This window comes from Paenibacillus xylanexedens (assembly GCF_017874615.1).
In the GTDB taxonomy this organism is placed as follows: domain Bacteria; phylum Bacillota; class Bacilli; order Paenibacillales; family Paenibacillaceae; genus Paenibacillus; species Paenibacillus xylanexedens.
This window is the reverse complement of the sequence record NZ_JAGIKV010000009.1, coordinates 190,578-209,290: the sequence shown is the minus strand read 5'-3', so window position 1 is coordinate 209,290 and position 18,713 is coordinate 190,578. Positions and strand designations below refer to the sequence as shown.

Genomic DNA, 18,713 nt, shown 5'->3' with positions numbered 1-18,713 from the left:
AATGAGTAATTACACTGACACTACGAGGACAGAACAACCTTCCGATCACTGTTATCCCCAGATTTTTTTGATTCCTTTTTTTCAAAAGGAAAAATCCGGGGATAAAGGTGCACGCTTCGCTTCTTCAGGTTATTTCTGTCCTCTCCGTTATTGTGTAAAAGTTTAGTTGAACATATAAGTTGCTTGTATATTACCGAAGCCTGTCATCACATTACCTTTCATTATATGCGAAAAAAGCCTGTGTACCAAATCTTATTCCAGAATTGTATGTATACACGCCAAAAAAAAGAAAAGCCCCTCGGCGGAGCCTTTCTTTCATTCCGTATATGATGCCTCGTATCACATTTACTTCTGATTCATTACACCGTGCGACAATCGATCTGCAAGACGAGGAAATAGCTGGTACAACCATATGCCAGCAGAAGCAAGTCTTGGCAGATTCACTTCTTCCTTGCGCTTTTTCATCGCCCGAATCATATGACCCGCAACGTCTTCCGGTTTCAACATCATCCAGCGTACATTATTCACATAATTGCCAGATGGGTCCGCCCGGTGGAAAAATGGTGTATCAATCGGACCTGGATTAATCGTTGTCACCATGACGCCAGTCTTGCGAAGCTCTTGACGCAGCGCATTACTAAATCCGAGTACAGCGTGTTTCGTAGCTGTATAGGAAGCGGATTTGGCCGTACCGATTTTGCCAGCCATGGAGGCCACGTTCACAATCTGACCTTTGCCACGTTCCAGCATTTGTGGAAGCACTGCTTTGGTGCAGCGGACAATGCCCATGTAATTAACGTCCATCATCTCATCGAATTCCTGTACAGACATCTCTGTCATCGCTGCGAATTTCCCGTAACCTGCATTGTTCAGCAAAATGTCGATTCGTCCGTATTTATGCAATATCGCATCCACAGCTGCCTGAACTTGCTCACTATCCGTAACATCAAGCGTGAGTAATTCATGCGGCCCTTTCAGCGAGGCACCAATCTCTTCCAACTTGTCCCGTGAACGGGCAGCCAGAATCGGGATGGCTCCTTCTTCTATCAGCATCTGCGCACACAGCGCACCGATACCACTCGATGCACCTGTAATAAACACTACCTGATCTTTCAGCATACCCGATGTCCTCCCGTATTGAACACATATTGCCTCTTGAGGCGTATGGCTCTATTCTACGAGATCATGACCTGAATATCCATCTCACCAATGCCGTCCATCAGCAAAGGAATGCTCAGTGCTTTCGTTGCACTAAATGCAGTCAGATGTTCAGACTTCATCACTTGTGGAGGTGTAATATCGACCACAACACCCTGATTAGACAGGATGGTGCTGGCATTACCACTGATCATATTACCCAGTTCCGAAATCGCACTTTTGCTCATTTCATCCATTTCTGTAATGACAAAACCACCCATCATCGCAGATACAATTTTCAATGCAACTTGTTCATTGATTCCAAATACAATGTTTCCGCTAAGTTGTCCGGTCATTCCGATCACGATCCAGACATGGTCTGCAATGTACTCTACATTCTTCACGCCAAGACTCCCGGTGGAAGGCGAAACCTGGATGAGCTGTTCGAATACGTTCCGTGCCGATTCCAGGAAAGGATTAATCACTTCCGCTTTCACTGTCTATGTCCCCCTCACACTGGGTTATTGGTCACACACCAAAAGTCCCATATTCATTAAATTTATTATACTTTATCACGTACAAGAATTCATTAAGAATTCGTTAAATCATGTGTACTATAATTTATCGTCATCCGTGGGGCAAATGTTTATAGCTGATTCTAGCGAATAAATAGAGCTTTTCACTTCTTTTGAAGAAAGCATTTCGATCATCGTGCGTGGCAAAAGGCATTTAGGACTTTATTACTGCTTTTTCACAACTGTTAAAAAAATCAAATTCTTGTATTCGCGTTTTTTTCACAGTCTCTTGAACTACTTTTGATCCTGATCATTACCTTCATTGCTCTGCTGTACTGAATCACCTATAATTTAAGATAACGGAACAATAACCAGTTACGGGATTACATCGCATCACATCTACATATCGAAGATACTTTTCCTGCAAGGAGGTCACCTATGAACATAAGCCAACTGGAGACACTAATTACCATTTCCAAAACGATGAGCTTCCGCAAAGCGGGAGAACTTCTAAACCTTACCCAGCCTGCCGTCTCGGCCCAGATCAAAAGTCTGGAGGACGAATTCAGCACCGTTCTTGTGGATCGGAACCAACCCGTTACCCTGACAGACCGTGGACAGGTATTCCTGGACCACGCTGAACGGATGCTCGACATCGTTGATGAGTTGAAACAAAAATTGTCCGATCTCGATGAAACGCCTCAGGGACGTATCGTGTTAGGCACAACAACTTCCATTGCTATTCAGATCTTGCCAAGGGTGTTATCCTATTTCCAAGATCAATTCCCGCTGATCAAAACCAGTATCCAATCCCTTCCTTCATCACAGATCTATACCCAGGTCGAAAATGGTCTGGTTGATATTGGTATCGGTTATCTCACGGAGCGTAATCCCAACCTGAATACATCTGTGCTGTACTATGACACATTTGAACTCGTCGTATCTCCTTCCCATCCGCTGGCGAAGAAAAAACATGCTGCAGTGGATGTGCTCCGGAGTACACCATTGATTCTGCTGTCCCCTGATACAGTAGGACGAAGGTTTACAGAAACGATCTTCAAGAAACATAATATTGAACCTAATATTGTAATGGAGTTGTCGAGCAGCGAAGAAGTGAAACGGATGGTCGAGATTGATCTCGGGGCAGCTGTTATCTCTAAACAATCTGTTGCGCATGAGTTGCGTCAAGGTACATTGCGAATGATACCCTTAAGTGAGCTGGAGGTCAGTCACCCTGTTGGTGTCATCTATAAGTCCAGTCGATACCTTAACTCAGCAATGCAACAATTCATAAGTGACCTCAAAGGCATGCCGGAAACCCAATTCATCAGTTCAGAATGACAATGAGCCATGAGAAAGGAAGGATTCCATATGAAATTCGATCTTCATACACATCATTTTCGTTGTGGTCACGCAGACGGCAACATCCGCGATTATATAGAGGCAGGTATTAAGGCAGGACTTCAGGCCATCGGTATCTCGGATCATACGCCATACTTTGGCAGTGAGCTTGAGCAGGCATTTCCCCGGATCGCAATGGGCAAGTCTGAGTTGCAGCATTATGCGGAAGAAGTCCTTGCTTTGAAAGAAGAGTACGTTGGTAAAATCGATGTACTGCTCGGCATTGAATCCGACTACTTCCCTGCTCATGCAGAATTGTACCGTACCACACTGGGACAGTATCCTTTTGACTATATTATTGGTTCAGTTCATCATACCGAGGATGTGAGTATCTTCAACAAAACCCGGTGGAATGGACTAAGCAATGCTCGCAAAGTTGAAGTGAAAGAGAGCTATTATTCATTGATCCGGCAATCGGCTCGCAGCGGTATGTTCCAGATTCTTGGACACATTGATGCGATGAAAGGAAACTATCCACCTTTCTCCGAAATTATCGCTGATCAGGCCATTGATGAAACGTTGCAGGTCATTGCAGAATCCAACGTAGCGATCGAAATTAACACATCTGGCAAAACCAAACTCAGCGGTGGCTGGTATCCCTCGGATGCCATTCTGGAACGCGCCCATCATTATGGAGTGAAGGTGACATTTGGATCGGACGCTCATAAACCACAGCGGGTTGCAGACGAGCTGGATGACGTTCGTACACGTCTCAAGGAGATCGGATTCACCGACTGGGTATACTTCAAGCAGAAACAGATGCAGGTTGTACCACTGTAAAATAAATAGAACCACAGAGAAACCCCCACAGCGTTAACAAGCGCAGTGGGGGTTTTGGGTTTAATTCTAAACAAAAAAATATTATATAAAGTTAAACTACATATTTACACGATAACGGAGAGGACAGAAATAACCAGAAGAAACGAAGTGTTCTCCTAAAAGCTTTCTGAAAGAAAGCTGCATCGGAAGCATACGCTATCAACGGATTTTCCCTTCTAAATATGGGAATCAAAAAAATCTGGGGATAACAGCGATCGGAAGGTTATTCTGTCATCGGAGTGGCCAGTGTAAATACTCCACAGTTAACTTATATGGGCAAAAAAAATGAACCCGCTCGCGCGGGTCCCAACAGCATTATCTATTATCAAAAAGGGGGTCATGAGATAAGTTTACCCCCTGTCTGTTAGAGTTCAATTGCAGCTATATTTCAATTGTGTAACAAATGATTGAAGTTCGATTCATTCACGTTTGACTACTCTTACTCTATGTCATTGCGGCTTGTCAGATACCAGGGTTTGCAGGTCTTTTTCCTGAAGCGGTCTGACGTATTGTTCCCGGTACATACTGTACACTTTAACATCCATCAGGGATTCTGATCCCTCTTCATCCTCATCATGCAGTCCGAACGAGGGAAGACTCCGCTCATAGGACATCCCTATTTTGCTTAGCACCCGTTGTGAAGATACATTGGCCTCATAACAACGTGCTTCCACCCTCCCCAGATGAAGATCGTCAAATCCAAACTGCAGCAGCCGCTGTACCGCCTCGGTAGCCACACCCCTGCCCCAACAGGACCTGTTCAGGATGTAACCAATCTGTGCGGTACCATTCTGATCATTCCAGTGCTGGAATGAGGTGATCCCAATCACTTGTTCCTTGCCTCTCCAGCAGATCCCATAATGTAACGAATCCAGCTTGGCGCTGCTGCTCCGTATCTGGTTCAATAACCGTCTCGCCCTGATTGGCGTGGGCTGGCTTCCCCTGTTCACATATCTTATGACTTGAGGATCGGAAAAGAGTTCCGATAATGTGCTGTAATCACTTTGACGTAATGATCGCAGGACAAGACGCTCTGTCCACAAAGCCGGCAGACCTTGAACCAGCATTTTTCTGGTAAGCATGACAATCGCTCCTTTTGCCTAAACGGGCTCTAGTCCGGTAAGACAAGCATGCTCTGATGATGATCCGGCGTAATACCATTTGAACTGATCCACGAACTTTAGTATTCGCATTTTAGTATTAATATATTGCATCATTCAATTCCTCACGCTAAAAGGCCCAGATACTGACTACTCTTGCAGCCCGCGATAGATACCAGTACGAATCTCACGAATATAGAAATCAAATGCAGGAACATTCGCCGACTGTGCAACCTGTACTTCTCGCTCAATATCATAAGGCACTCGCAAAAATTGAACATTGAACGGGGTATTGTTATCGTTGCTGTCTTCACCCTCCAAAATACAGTAGGAAGCTTGGGGAAGATCGAATGGATTACCAACACTGCCTGCATTAAACAGTAACTTGCCGTTCATATACTGCAAGTATGCGTTATGCACATCCCCATAACCTACAACATCTGCAACACCTTGCTCAGGCTCATCAGCCGGAGGATCAAACATTGCCAACCTCTTTTCCATCGCGTCCCACGGCTGTACACGATGGTATACACTTTGAGGTGAAGCATGGACCAGACGGATGGTGCGACCGCTCAGTTGAAATTGATGACTGAAGGGTAGGCACGCCAAGTACGCCAATCGTTCCTCACCCAGCCGCTCTGCTTGCCACGTAAAGTTCTCGTTGTCTTGGTTAACCGCAACCAGTTCATCCCAATTGCCACGGATAACAAGTTCGCACGTCGCTCTCACCTGATCCACAACCTGTACCGGTTCTGGCCCCTTGCCCACGAGGTCACCAAGACAAAAGATTCGCTCCACGCCACGACTTCGGATATCTTTTAACACTGCTTCCCAGGCAGTCATGTTGCCATGAATGTCGGATACAATCGCAATTCTTTCCATCTGGATAACCTCCATTCATGTTCAATCCTTTATGTTTTATTTTCATCTTATATTCTTTTATGTGGTTGATCCTTTAAGCTCAAAAACCGTTAATTCTGGTCTGCATAGAAAACGAATGGGCAGTTGAGTCATGCCAAAACCACGATTCACATACACCGGCATCTGTGTCTGGGTGGTGTAATATACCCCCTGGACATCCGTGTAATACAATCCTTGAACATACTTGTGTGAACCTCGCGGAGTTGTCAGTGCCCCGATCCAGGGAAAACGTACCTGTCCACCATGGCTATGGCCGGAAAGTTGTAATCCAAAACCATAGGGAGTGGCAATGTCGGCATAATCCGGTTCATGCATAAGTAACAATTTCCACACATCATGATCCAAACCCTTGATGGCTTGGGCAGGATCAGGCCTGCCTGTAAGTGCGTCATCCAGACCAGCTATGGCCAGACGTTCGCCCCCTTGTTCAATCACCACATGTTCGTTTCGTAACAAAGTGAATCCAGCTTCACGGAACATGGTTGTCACTTCATTCTGCTGTCCGCCCCGATAATCATGATTCCCCAAAACAGCAAATTTGCCATACTTCGCTTGCATGGAGGCGAGTACCGGAATACATTCACGCATCGGCTCTGCTTCCCTCTCGACTATGTCTCCGGTAAAACAAATCAAGTCCGGTTGCTGCTCCTCAATCGTTGCTGCCAGCTTCTTCAGCTCTTTCACCCCGGTATGAAAACCAAGATGGGCATCGCTGAACTGAACTACACGCAATCCGTCAAATGCCTTTGGAAACTTCGGAAGTTTCAGCGCCACTTGCTTGATCTCCAGACGACGCGGTTCCCATAGCCAGGCATAACCTCCTGTAAGCAAACTGGCACCCGCTGTCATCAAAACCATGCGCAATAAGAAACTTCGGCGAGAGGGATCATGATCCTTTTCTTCCCCAGGAAACACAGACTCTTCTGCACCTGATGCTTTGTGCGAGCGCTGGGACGGCGAGTTGTTGCTGCCCTGACGCGGTGTCTCTGCCATATCTCCCCCTCCTTCTACGCTCTTAATCCATCCCCTTAGTATATCATATTCTGCATGGGTAGCCCCGTTCCTCTGCTTCATTACAAAAAGAAGCCGGGATCTCCGGCATGTTGCTGCACGGGATCACGACTTCTTCTAAGTTGCAGATTACACTTCTGCACATGTTATGACGAGATTATACACCCAACCAGCGTTTGAACATATGCTTGGTCGTTTGTTTGTTCATTTCGGCAATGGAGGTTGTCAGTGGAATGCCTTTTGGACAGGATTGCACACAGTTCTGTGAGTTACCACAGCCCTCGATGCCTCCGTCTTCCATCAACGCTTCCAGGCGATCGTCAGCGTTCATCTCCCCTGTTGGGTGAGCGTTGAACAGGCGCACTTGGGACAGTGCTGCTGGACCGATAAAGTCTGTTTTCTCATTGACGTTCGGACATGCTTCCAGACATACACCACATGTCATACATTTGGACAGCTCATATGCCCACTGACGCTTCTTCTCAGGCATCCGTGGACCTGGACCGAGGTCATAGGTACCATCGATCGGAATCCATGCTTTTACGCGTTTCAGGGCGCTAAACATCCGGCTACGGTCGATGACCAGGTCACGCACTACCGGGAATGTCTTCATTGGTTCGATGCGTACAGGCTGTTCAAGCTTGTCGATCAGGGCTGCACACGCTTGACGAGGCTTGCCGTTGATGACCATGGAGCAGGCACCGCAGACTTCTTCGAGACAGTTGGAATCCCAGCACACGGGAGCAATGGATTTGCCATCTGTATTGACGGGGTTCCGCTGAATCTCCATCAGGGCGCTGATCACATTCATGTTGGGACGGTACGGAAGCTCAAATTCTTCGTTGTACGAAGATGACTCCGGGCTATCCTGACGGGTGATGATAAACTTGACGGTTTTGTTGGCTGTAGCTTGTTCCGCCATATCGTAGTCCCCTCCTCTGGTGACGATGATTGGTGTTGCTGATGCGCAAAGTTACTGGTTTGGTGCACGGGAGACGCTTCGTCAGCGGAATGCCCCTCTGATCGCTGTTATCCCCGGATTTTTTTGATCAACCCTTTCCAGGGTTAAAATCCGGTGATAAAGGCGAGCGCTTCGCTTCTTCTGGGCATTTCCGCTTCCTCCGCTACGTCGTGCACGCAGGGTCACTTTGCTGGAAACTGCACTCCATTCATGCTGGATTGCGGTAATTTTAGATAAGCAAGCTTTGCCAATGCATTGCTTGCTTATGAACAGGTATTTTGGCTTCCTCTGCTGCTTTGTGCACACAGAGTACCTTCGCTGAGAACCTTCACTCCATCACTTTGATGGCAGTAACTTTGAAGAAGCTTTGCTTCTCCAAAGTTCTCCTGCCTTCTTCGTTCAGGTGCTTAATATTTAACCTTATTAATAAGTCCGTGATACTTAATCCTTGGAGTAATCCCGGATACGAGGTGGGATCAGGGATACGTCTACTGGCTCGTACGAGATTTTCGGGCCTTCCTTCGACCAGCTTGCGATAGTCGTTTTCAGGAACTCTTCGTCATTACGTTCCGTGAAATCCGGTTTGTAATGCGCGCCGCGGCTTTCGTTACGGAGTAGAGCACCGAGAGTCATTGCTTCTGCCAGTTCAATCATGTTCCACAGTTGGCGAGTGAACGCTGCGCTTGGGTTGTTCCAACCGGAGCTGTCGTACATGTTGATTTTGCCATAACGCTCTTTCAATTCCTTGATCTTGCCAATCGTGGCTTCAAGCTTGTCGTTGTAACGTACAACCGTCATGTTGGCTGTCATCCACTCGCCAAGCTCTTTATGAATGACATAGGCATTTTCCGTGCCCTGCATTTTCAAGATGCCTTCGTACTTGTCGCTTTGTTGTTTGGTGTGTTTCTCAAATACGGAAGATGGGATATCAGCAGACGATTTTTTAAGTCCTTTGATATATTCAGCCGCTTTTGGTCCAGCCACCATACCACCATAGATCGCGGATACCAATGAGTTGGCACCCAGACGATTCGCACCATGGTATTGATATTCACATTCACCAGCTGCGAACAGCCCCGGAATGTTAGTCATTTGGTTGTAATCTACCCACATGCCGCCCATGGAATAATGGACTGCCGGGAAGATTTTCATTGGGATTTTACGCGGGTCATCACCCATGAACTTCTCATAGATCTCAATGATTCCGCCAAGTTTAACATCCAGTTCCTTCGGATCTTTGTGCGACAGGTCGAGATAAACCATGTTCTCGCCGTTCACACCCAGACCCATATCTACGCAGACGCTGAAGATTTCACGAGTCGCGATATCACGCGGAACCAGGTTACCGTAAGACGGATATTTTTCCTCAAGGAAGTACCACGGCTTGCCGTCTTTGTACGTCCAGATCCGTCCACCTTCACCACGCGCGGATTCAGACATGAGACGCAGCTTGTCATCCCCTGGAATGGCTGTTGGGTGAATCTGAATGAACTCCCCGTTGGCGTAATTTACACCTTGCTGATACACGGCACTTGCCGCTGTACCTGTGTTGATGACCGAGTTGGTCGTTTTACCGAAGATAATCCCCGGACCACCACTCGCCAGAATAACCGCTTCTGCCGGGAAGGTCTGTACCTTCATCGTTTTCAGATCCTGAGCCACGATACCACGACATACGCCTTCATCATCCAAAACCGCCTGCAGGAACTCCCAGTTCTCATATTTCGTAACCAGGCCAGCTGCTTCCCAGCGACGTACCTGCTCGTCTAATGCATAGAGCAATTGTTGTCCTGTTGTCGCTCCGGCAAACGCCGTACGGTGATGCTTCGTTCCCCCGAAACGACGGAAATCAAGCAAACCTTCCGGTGTCCGGTTGAACATTACGCCCATACGGTCCATCAAGTGAATGATGCCAGGTGCTGCTTCACACATCGCTTTAACAGGAGGTTGGTTCGCAAGGAAGTCACCGCCGTATACCGTATCGTCAAAGTGTACCCATGGGGAGTCACCCTCACCCTTGGTATTTACCGCTCCGTTAATGCCGCCTTGTGCGCATACAGAGTGGGATCGTTTAACAGGAACCAGTGAAAATAAATGAACATGGACTCCGGCTTCAGCCGATTTGATCGCCGCCATCAATCCCGCGAGACCGCCGCCCACAATAATTACATTCGTTGATGCCATTGCTGTTCACTCCCTTATAAGTCAGCATTTATACACTAAATGCTTAAATTAGAACTGTTTTTACTGCGTCAATCATCGAAGTAGCTGTCTGGAAATCAATGCTCCGGAAAGCAAATAGTGAAACAATAAACATGATGGAAATAATAGCGAACAAGCTCATACATACGTAGGAGGATACACGCTGCGCACGCGGACCAACTGTAATTCCCCAGCTAACAAGGAACGACCACAGACCATTGGCAAAGTGATATGACGCCGCAACCACACTGATCATATATATCGCAAAGGTTATCGGATTCGTCACCGCATCATGTATGACGCCGCCTATCTCTTCATGTGATACATTACCCAGCGCAATCTGTACTCGCGTCTCCCATACGTGCCAGATGACGAATACAAACGTAATGATACCGCTCACCCTCTGCAACGTGTAGCGCCAGTTACGCTCATTGCCATAACGGCCCACATTAGGCTTGGCCTGATAGGCAATGTAGAGACCATAAACACCGTGATAGAACAACGGCAGCCAGATAAGTAACGCCTCAATCACAATAACAAGAGGCAAACCGTTCAGAAATGCAACGGCACCGTAAAAAGCTTCTTTGCCGCCTTCAACTGCCGTGAAGTTCGTCACCAAATGCTCAACAAAAAACAAACTGAGCGGAATGACGCCAAGCAAGGAGTGCAGCTTTCTGGAGTAAAACCCTTTCATAAAATGTCGATCCCCTTTCGCTAAATACAACGTTTTCATAAATGATTTCACTTATCATGACACGAATCCTTTTCCATGAAAAGGTTCGACAAATTGTTCCGTTTTCCCCAGGTGTGAACAACTTGTGTCACGGTTCATGTTACTCCTTTTTTTCTTATAAGGGAATTGCAATATAATTATTAAATGTTATAACCTATAGGTATAAGCAGTGAAACATTGGGTTTACAGGCTATACAACATGGAAAACGATTGAGCAAGGGCAAGAATCACATTCATGGAAAAGAGGTTATTGTTCATGTTTGAGGGGTTAAATGCATTTGCAGCGGTCGTGGAGCAGTCCAGCCTGAACCGTGCATCCAAGTTACTGAACTTGTCCCAACCCGCACTCTCACGCAAAATCGCCAAATTGGAGGATGAACTCGGAGTTGCCCTGTTCCACCGCCGTGGCAAACGGCTGGAGTTAACCAGTGTGGGCCAGTTCACCTATACCTACGCTGTAGAACAGAAGCAGCAACAACAGAAGTTCCTCACCATGCTGGCCCAGTATAAAGACGAAGAACAGAGCACCATTACACTTGGAGCCAGTCTGACGACGCTTCAAACTACGTTACCACCTCTCGTCAATGCCTTTATGGAGAAACATCCAAATGCCGAACTGAAACTGTTGACGGGTAAAACACATGAGATTGTGTCGTTTGTGCGTGACAAAAAAGCCGATGTGGGCATTGTCGCCTCCTCCATCAGCGAAGTGGGGCTTAACTGTGTGCCGCTCTTTGACGATCACCTGGAACTGGTTGTGCCGCTTACACACCCCTTGTCCGGTAAGGAAGCCGGGATGGAACATTTGCAGGATCTGCCGATGATCACGTTCTCCAAAGGAACCTGGTATCGCAAATTAACGGATGATCTCTTCCAGCGCTGTGCCGTGATGCCGGATATTCGTATGGAGATTGATTCCTTCGAAGCGATCATCCGACTTCTCCCTTCCGCCAAAGCTGCTGCTCTATTGCCCAAGTCATATCTTCGTCCACAATTGCTTGCGGACAATGATCTTGTTTCTGTTCATTTGCCTCAATTACAGCAGACCCGCAGAACAACTTGTATGATCTATGGGGAAAAAGAGGACCTCAGCGAGACCTCCAGACAATGGGTCAAGGAGACGGCTGCACTCTTTACAGCAAAGGCGCCATTGCCCTCACGGAGGGCTACGACGCCTTTGCCTTGATCTGAAACAGCCAGGCTCTAACGTCTGGCTTCCATATTTAACTCATGATAATTATCAGCTCTCTTGGCTGATAACCTCTTCTTCAAATCGGTCGATATCTGCATTATTACCAATAATGACCATAATATCCCCCATTTGAAGCGAGTCCAGTGCTGTCGGAGCAATAATGACCCCGGCTTCCTTCTGTAACGCGACAATGCTGCAACCAAAACGTACACGTGCATTCAGGGTGGAAAGGGTTTTGTTGTGCAGACAGGCGGGAACCTTCATCTCGACAATACTGTAATCATTGGATAATTCAATGTAATCCAGCAAGTTCGGGGTAACCAGCTGGTGGGCAACCCGAATTCCCATATCCCGCTCAGGATAAACGACACGATCAATCCCCAGTTTATCCAATGCGCGTCCGTGAAGGACGGATATGGCCTTTGCCACAACCGTCTTGACGCCCAGCTCTTTTAAGAGAATCGCGGTGAGAATGCTCGTCTGAATATCATCCCCGATAGCAACGATACAGCAGTCAAAATTTCGAATACCCAGGGAGCGTAGCACTTCCTCATCTGTGGCATCGGCTACAACGGCATGGGTGACCAATTCACTAATGTCTTCGACGACTTCTTCATTTTTATCGATCCCGAGCACCTCGTAGCCGAGTTCCATTAATTCCTGTGCCAGACTGGAGCCAAATCGCCCAAGCCCAATCACGGCAAACTGCTGTGTTTTCATTGTTCTTCACGAACCCCTTATCCAAATCAATTTCAAAACTCACTAAAAATAGATTTATCCAATAATCATTTTGCCTTCCGGATACCTGTATAACTCTTTACCCTTTTTCTGCCCAAGTGCATACGCTAATGTGATCGGTCCAAGCCTTCCTGCAAACATTGTAAAACAGATCAGGAGCTTGCCCAATGTAGTCAATTTCAGCGTCAGTCCTAGCGATAATCCGACAGTACCAAAGGCTGATGTTGTTTCAAATAAGATCATCATAAAACTGGCGTCTTCTGTGGTACTCAGTGCCATCGTTACAGCTATGATGAACAAAAGCGCCAGCAATGTAATGGTAAGCGCCTTGAAAATCCGTTCCTGTACGAGCCGGTAGCGGAAAAACACGATATCTTCACGTCCACGCATCATGGCGATGACCGCTCCCGCCATAATCATAAATGTCGTTGTTTTGATCCCGCCTCCGGTAGAACCTGGCGAAGCACCAATGAACATCAGAATGATCATAAAGAACTGTGTTGCCTGCCTGAGTCCGGCAATATCTACCGTATTGGCTCCTGCTGTTCGCGGCGTAACGGACTGGAAGAATGAACCGAGAATTTTGCCATCCCAGTTCAGGCCACCCAGTGTCCGTGGATTGCTAAATTCAAATACGAAAATGACAAGTGCACCAAATACAATCAACAATCCAGTCATTAACAGTACAACTTTGGAGTGCAGAGACAACTTCCGCGTTTTGCGGTAATCCACCAGGTCTGACAACACCACAAAACCGATACCGCCAGAGACAATCAGGAACATTGCGGTAAAATTAACCAACGGGTCATACACATAACCGGTCAGACTGCGGAAATCCCCAAACATATCAAAGCCCGCATTGTTGAACATGGAGATCGCATGCCAATAGCCATAATAGATCGCCTGTCCGACTGGCATGTCGAACGACCAGCGGATGGCAAACAGTGTGCCACATATGCCTTCGATAATGAGTGAGTAGATCACAACTTTCCGAATCAGCCGGACGATGCCCTCCATCGTGCTCTGATTCATCGCTTCCTGTAGAATCAACCGTTCTCTAAGCGAAATCCGCCGTTTGAACGCGATGGCAACCAATGTGGACATTGTCATGAAGCCCAGTCCGCCAATCTGAATCAGAATCGCGATCACAACCTGACCCAGCACCGAGAAATGAGTCCCTGTATCGACCACAACCAAACCCGTGACACAAACAGCCGAAGTTGCTGTAAAGAGCGCATCAATAAACGCAAGACTGTCACCGTTACGGTTGGATGCCGGAAGCATTAACAACAGTGTGCCTACCAATATGATGCCAGCAAACCCTAACACAAGAATTCGGGGTGGCGATAATCGCATCCATTGCACATTCAATTTCACTTGAGTATCTTCCACCTCTTCTAAAATGAAAATAACTCCACACCCGTGGAGCCTTCTTCATTTGAAATGCTGTTGCCAAACGTTAAACAAGTATGATTCAGATTAAAACGACATATATAATGAAGTTGGAATATATCCTATTCGTTCCCTTGTTGGGCGAAAGACATGCGAATCATTGCACATTTGCTTCAAAATTATAAGCGCTTCGACGTTTGTAGACAAAACGTTTTTTGTGTAAATCGGATCGAATTCAGCCAAAAAGGGAAGAACTCAGATATGGCGACGGATGGATCAGATTCTTTCGGTCCTTTTCATTCATTTTCAAGGATTTACACCTGTTTTCGTTACATCATTGGCATTCGGTGCTTGGCCTGTGCTATGTTAACTTTAATATCCATATTAGATTAAGGAGGAACACCATTACATGAATCCCTTAGGGCAGCCTTTGCAACTCAAGGCTAACTTCAAGCGTCTGGGGTTGCTTGCGGCGATCGGCCTGATTCTATTTTTTGTATTTCAGATCTTTCCTGCTACCTCATCACAAACGACAGAAATCCCGTCCACGTCCTTCATAACCAAGGAGCAGGCGAAGCAATCCGCACGATCATTCGCAGCTTCTGTGAATGACTATACACTGCCAAATGATGATGCAAAAACCCTGGTAACCTACCAGACACATTCCGATATTTACGGGTATATGGCCAAAACCAAACAACTTGATACCTATAACCAGAAATGGGAAACAAGCTATCCTTACGATGTATTCCGCGTTCGTTTGCCTGATCAGGACAAGGGCGGTTATCTTAATGTTGACGTACATATGAAAACAGGAAAAGTGGTCGGCTTCAAACGAGAACTTCCTTCTTCCCTCTATACCGCCATTGAGACAGAACAAAGCACTGGGAAAGTGACCACATCGCAAGTACTTGCTGAAGGCAATATATCTTTGGACGAGAAACAACAGCTTGCGGCTGGCGTGCTGACCGAATTCGGTTATGAAGTGCCGGCACTTCAACTGGAGACTCGCGATGGTGAAGCGGGACTGAAGTATACAGATTCTGCAAAAGCCATTGGAGACTCCAAGCTGGAACTGAACTTTACGTTTGAAGAGGGTTCAGTACGATCGTTCGATCCTGGCTTCTCGGTCCCTGAATCCCATACCGATTATGTGAAAGCTCAGACGCGTCAAGCCAACTGGATGACCTATGGCGGCTATGCGTTCCTGACCCTTGTTCTGGGCGTGCTGGCAATCATCTATAGCATTCTGACCCGAACACATACGTCTTTCAAACGCGGGATCATTCTCTCGGTGGTGTATTTCGCAGCTTCGGTGATTGGCACGCTGAACATGATTCCTCTGCTCCAGGCACAGGGATTCTCCAACTTCATGTTAGCGTTCCTGATGTTATTTCAGATAGGCATTACACTGGTCATGAGTGCAACCATCTATCTATCCCTCGTTGCCGGTGACGGCATGTGGCGTAAAATCGGTCTGAACCCTTGGCCTCGTGCCAAAGAACCGGGATACGGAAAATATGTACTTCACAGTATGTATGCTGGTTACCTGTGGGCATTCATTCTACTGGGTGTGCAATCCATCCTGTTCTTCATTCTGGAGCGGAGCATTGGCACATGGTCAACGACGTCAGCAGATCAATCTACATTTAATATGAGCTACGCATGGATCTTCCCGATTATGGCCTGGATGGCCGGTATTGGTGAAGAAGCCGTCTATCGACTGTTCGGCATTCGTATGATGCAGAAGATTGTGCGTAATACGTTTATCGCATGTCTGATCCCAACCATCATTTGGGCACTTGGACACACATTGTATCCGATCTATCCAGTAATCACCCGTCCCATTGAGCTGATGGTGATTGGATTGCTGTTCAGTCTGATCATGCTGCGTCACGGCTTCATTGCCGTTGTATTCGCTCATGTGATCTTCGACAGTTTACTGATGGGACTCAGTCTGATCTTTATGGGCGATGCCCTCAATATGGCTGCTGGACTCTTCTGGATTGTACTCCCGGCCATTGTTGGATATGTGGTCTACAAATTCAATCCAAAACAAAAAGAGAAGCCGTATGTTACGACTCCTCATCCCGAAGTGCTGCAATAATCTGATTTGCCAGTTTGTCACCAATAGATAGAGGCCGGAAGTCTTCGACGCTGGCCTCTTTTATTTTGCGCAAAGAGCCAAAATGCTTCAACAGCAGCTTACGCCGCTTCTCTCCGATCCCCGGAATGGCATCCAAACGGGACGTCACCATCGATTTACCCCGCTGCTCGCGGTGGAACGAGATCGCAAAACGGTGGACCTCATCTTGTATCCGCTGCAACAGGTAGAATTCCTGACTATCCCGTGGCAGGGAGATGACTTCCGGTGGATTACCGATCATCAACTGCGAAGTCTTATGCTTCGCATCCTTCACCAGACCACATACCGGAATAAACAGCCCCAGCTCATTTTCCAAAATATCGACCGCAGCCGAGATCTGTCCTTTACCACCATCGACCACAATCAGGTCAGGCTGGGTCAGGTTTTCTTTTAATACCCGCTCGTAACGGCGACGGATGACTTCTCTCATCGTTTCATAATCATCCGGCCCTTCAACCGAACGGACCTTGTACTTCCGATATTCCTTCTTATCCGGTTTACCATCGGTAAATACGATCATGGCAGATACCGGGTTCGTACCCTGAATGTTCGAGTTATCAAACGCTTCAATACGGTGAAGCTGGTCCAATCCAATAAAGCGTCCCAGTCCTTCGGCAGCTTTGGATGTCCGTTCTTCATTTCGCTCAATCAAACGGAACTTCTCTTCCAATGCCACACGTGCGTTGTCCACGGCCATCGTGATCATCTGCCGTTTCAATCCACGTTGCGGAATGAGCACTTTAATCTCCAACCACTCCTGTAAAGCAGCAGCAACCTGAGTTGGGTCTTCCAGTCCTGATGGAAGCTTTTCAGTTGAATCAGTTGTATCCGTTATTGGGGCATCCTCTTGCATACTGTCAGGTTGTTCACCTTCTGCCTCAGTGGACCCTCCGTAAGCTGCACGAGTCTCAGCAACCAGTGGTTGGGAAGCGTTACTGTGCTCCACTTGTCCCGTCTGCTCGAATTCTACCGTAACTGCGGCAGATGCTGTTCCGTCTGCATCAGATAACGTATCTGTACTGTCGTCTCCGGTTGACATATCCTTGGGCATTTCCGGCAGCAAAATCTCTTGTGGCAATGCCGGATTATCGCTGTAATACTGTGTTACATAGGACATGAAATCACTGTACGCCTCCCCGTAAAACGGGAAGGTTGATACGTGACGTTCAATCATTTTACCCTGACGCATATATAGAATCTGGACACACATCCAGCCTTTATCAATGGCAAAACCAAATACATCACGGTCTCTGGCATCGGCCATCGTAATTTTCTGTTTTTCCATCATCGCATCGATGGCGATTACCTGGTCGCGCAGTTCCTTGGCACGTTCAAAATAAAGATCCTCCGCAGCCTCTTGCATCTTACGCTGCAAATCCTTCTTGATCTCTTCGTGACCACCGCTCAGAAATGAACCAATCTCTTGGGAAATCTGGTCGTACTGCTCCTTCTCCACTTCCTTCACACAAGGGGCAAGACACTGTCCCATATGATAATACAGGCACACTTCTTTGGGCATTACACCACATTTGCGCAGTGGATACATGCGGTCGAGCAGTTTTTTCGTTTGGTGTGCCGCATACGAGTTCGGATAAGGTCCGAAGTATTTGGCTTTATCTTTCAGCACACGCCGGGTTACTTCCAGCCGGGGGTGCTTTTCATTTGTAATTTTAAGATATGGGAAAGTCTTGTCATCCTTAAGCAACACGTTGTACCGCGGCATATGTTTCTTGATCAGGTTACACTCCAGAATGAGTGCTTCCATGTTACTGCCCGTCACGATATATTCGAAATCACGGATTTCGGAGACCAGCCGCTGGGTCTTTCCGTTATGACTGCCGATAAAATAAGAGCGTACGCGGTTCTTCAGCACTTTAGCTTTACCTACGTAGATAATGGTGCCTTCACTGTTCTTCATCAGGTAACATCCAGACATGTCTGGCAGCAAAGCGAGCTTGTGACGAATCTGCTCCAATGCCTTCTCCTGATCCTGCAAAACATTCATGAATTGATCCATAATTCGGTGAATCCTCCTTCCCGAAAAAGCTGAAATCCTCACCTTACATGAGTTACTCCGATTACAGAATGACCTTTCGATCGCTGTAATTCACACGAACACTACGATAACAGAACAACCTTCCAATCGCTCTTATCCCCAGATTTTTTTGATTCCCCTTTTTAAGGGGAAAATCCGGTGATAAAGGCGAGCGCTTTGCTTTTTCAGGTTTTTTCTGTTCTCTCGGCTATTGTGTGAGTAATTAGTCTAATACATATTAAAGGTGAAACTCGGATAAAAATTGCAACGGCTACGCTTCTACAGTTCATTTCTGTCTTCTTCGTTAAACATGTAAATTTCCAGTTTCATTTTATATAAATAGTATACTTTATATTGTCCTATATAAAGGTATTCGACGCAAAACGCCCCCGGCATGTAAACCGGAGGCG

At 46.8% G+C, this 18,713-nt stretch carries 15 protein-coding genes; 4 read left to right on the top strand and 11 right to left on the bottom strand.

The window, feature by feature from the left end; genetic code table 11:
- Nucleotides 1-345: 345 nt before the first annotated feature.
- Nucleotides 346-1,119, bottom strand: a complete 774-nt coding sequence (locus J2Z28_RS14445) for an SDR family NAD(P)-dependent oxidoreductase (protein WP_047841269.1) — start codon at nt 1,117-1,119, stop codon at nt 346-348.
- 56 nt (nt 1,120-1,175) lie between these two features.
- The gene (locus J2Z28_RS14440; protein ID WP_211082998.1) at nt 1,176-1,634 is read right to left on the bottom strand and encodes a chemotaxis protein CheX; all 459 of its coding nucleotides are present in this window, start codon (nt 1,632-1,634) and stop codon (nt 1,176-1,178) included.
- Nucleotides 1,635-2,090: 456 nt separating this feature from the next.
- Between J2Z28_RS14440 and J2Z28_RS14435 the strand changes: the two genes are divergently transcribed.
- Together J2Z28_RS14435 and J2Z28_RS14430 are read left to right on the top strand one after the other, a co-directional pair.
- Nucleotides 2,091-2,993, top strand: a complete 903-nt coding sequence (locus J2Z28_RS14435) for a LysR family transcriptional regulator (RefSeq protein WP_211082997.1) — start codon at nt 2,091-2,093, stop codon at nt 2,991-2,993.
- A 30-nt stretch (nt 2,994-3,023) separates the two neighbouring features.
- Nucleotides 3,024-3,833: a histidinol-phosphatase gene (locus tag J2Z28_RS14430; RefSeq protein WP_211082996.1), complete on the top strand. Its 810-nt coding sequence runs from the start codon at nt 3,024-3,026 to the stop codon at nt 3,831-3,833.
- Between the two features lie 488 nt (nt 3,834-4,321).
- On the opposite strand, the gene J2Z28_RS14425 is transcribed toward J2Z28_RS14430, so the two are convergent.
- The 6 genes from J2Z28_RS14425 to J2Z28_RS14400 form a co-directional block, all read right to left on the bottom strand.
- Nucleotides 4,322-4,954 carry a GNAT family N-acetyltransferase gene (locus J2Z28_RS14425; protein ID WP_211082995.1) on the bottom strand — a complete coding sequence of 211 codons (633 nt, stop codon included), beginning with the start codon at nt 4,952-4,954 and terminating at the stop codon, nt 4,322-4,324.
- A gap of 168 nt (nt 4,955-5,122) precedes the next feature.
- Complete coding sequence (locus J2Z28_RS14420) at nt 5,123-5,854, bottom strand: metallophosphoesterase family protein (RefSeq protein ID WP_211082994.1); 732 nt, start codon at nt 5,852-5,854, stop codon at nt 5,123-5,125.
- 57 nt (nt 5,855-5,911) lie between these two features.
- Entirely contained in the window at nt 5,912-6,886 is a 975-nt protein-coding gene (locus tag J2Z28_RS14415) for a metallophosphoesterase (RefSeq protein ID WP_076329008.1), read from the bottom strand.
- Between the two features lie 175 nt (nt 6,887-7,061).
- Nucleotides 7,062-7,826, bottom strand: a complete 765-nt coding sequence (sdhB, locus tag J2Z28_RS14410; RefSeq protein WP_036605794.1) for a succinate dehydrogenase iron-sulfur subunit — start codon at nt 7,824-7,826, stop codon at nt 7,062-7,064.
- A gap of 480 nt (nt 7,827-8,306) precedes the next feature.
- Nucleotides 8,307-10,049: a succinate dehydrogenase flavoprotein subunit gene (gene sdhA / locus J2Z28_RS14405; RefSeq protein WP_036605793.1), complete on the bottom strand. Its 1,743-nt coding sequence runs from the start codon at nt 10,047-10,049 to the stop codon at nt 8,307-8,309.
- Between the two features lie 43 nt (nt 10,050-10,092).
- Nucleotides 10,093-10,761, bottom strand: coding sequence for a succinate dehydrogenase cytochrome b558 subunit (locus tag J2Z28_RS14400; RefSeq protein ID WP_211082993.1), 669 nt, complete (start codon nt 10,759-10,761; stop codon nt 10,093-10,095).
- Nucleotides 10,762-11,056: 295 nt separating this feature from the next.
- On the opposite strand from J2Z28_RS14400, the gene J2Z28_RS14395 reads away from it, so the two are divergent.
- Nucleotides 11,057-11,986, top strand: coding sequence for a LysR family transcriptional regulator (locus tag J2Z28_RS14395; protein ID WP_211082992.1), 930 nt, complete (start codon nt 11,057-11,059; stop codon nt 11,984-11,986).
- 54 nt (nt 11,987-12,040) lie between these two features.
- Here J2Z28_RS14395 and J2Z28_RS14390 read toward each other — a convergent pair whose 3' ends face one another.
- A complete protein-coding gene (locus tag J2Z28_RS14390) occupies nt 12,041-12,712 on the bottom strand; it encodes a potassium channel family protein (protein WP_017692455.1) in 672 nt (223 codons plus the stop codon).
- A gap of 54 nt (nt 12,713-12,766) precedes the next feature.
- Nucleotides 12,767-14,086 carry a TrkH family potassium uptake protein gene (locus J2Z28_RS14385; protein ID WP_244988304.1) on the bottom strand — a complete coding sequence of 440 codons (1,320 nt, stop codon included), beginning with the start codon at nt 14,084-14,086 and terminating at the stop codon, nt 12,767-12,769.
- 445 nt (nt 14,087-14,531) lie between these two features.
- On the opposite strand from J2Z28_RS14385, the gene J2Z28_RS14380 reads away from it, so the two are divergent.
- On the top strand, nt 14,532-16,229 hold the full coding sequence (locus J2Z28_RS14380) for a CPBP family intramembrane glutamic endopeptidase (protein ID WP_211082990.1): 1,698 nt from the start codon (nt 14,532-14,534) through the stop codon (nt 16,227-16,229).
- Here J2Z28_RS14380 and uvrC read toward each other — a convergent pair.
- Complete coding sequence (gene uvrC, locus J2Z28_RS14375) at nt 16,198-18,285, bottom strand: excinuclease ABC subunit UvrC (protein ID WP_211082989.1); 2,088 nt, start codon at nt 18,283-18,285, stop codon at nt 16,198-16,200. The two genes, J2Z28_RS14380 and uvrC, sit on opposite strands and share 32 nt — an antisense overlap.
- Nucleotides 18,286-18,713 lie beyond the last annotated feature (428 nt).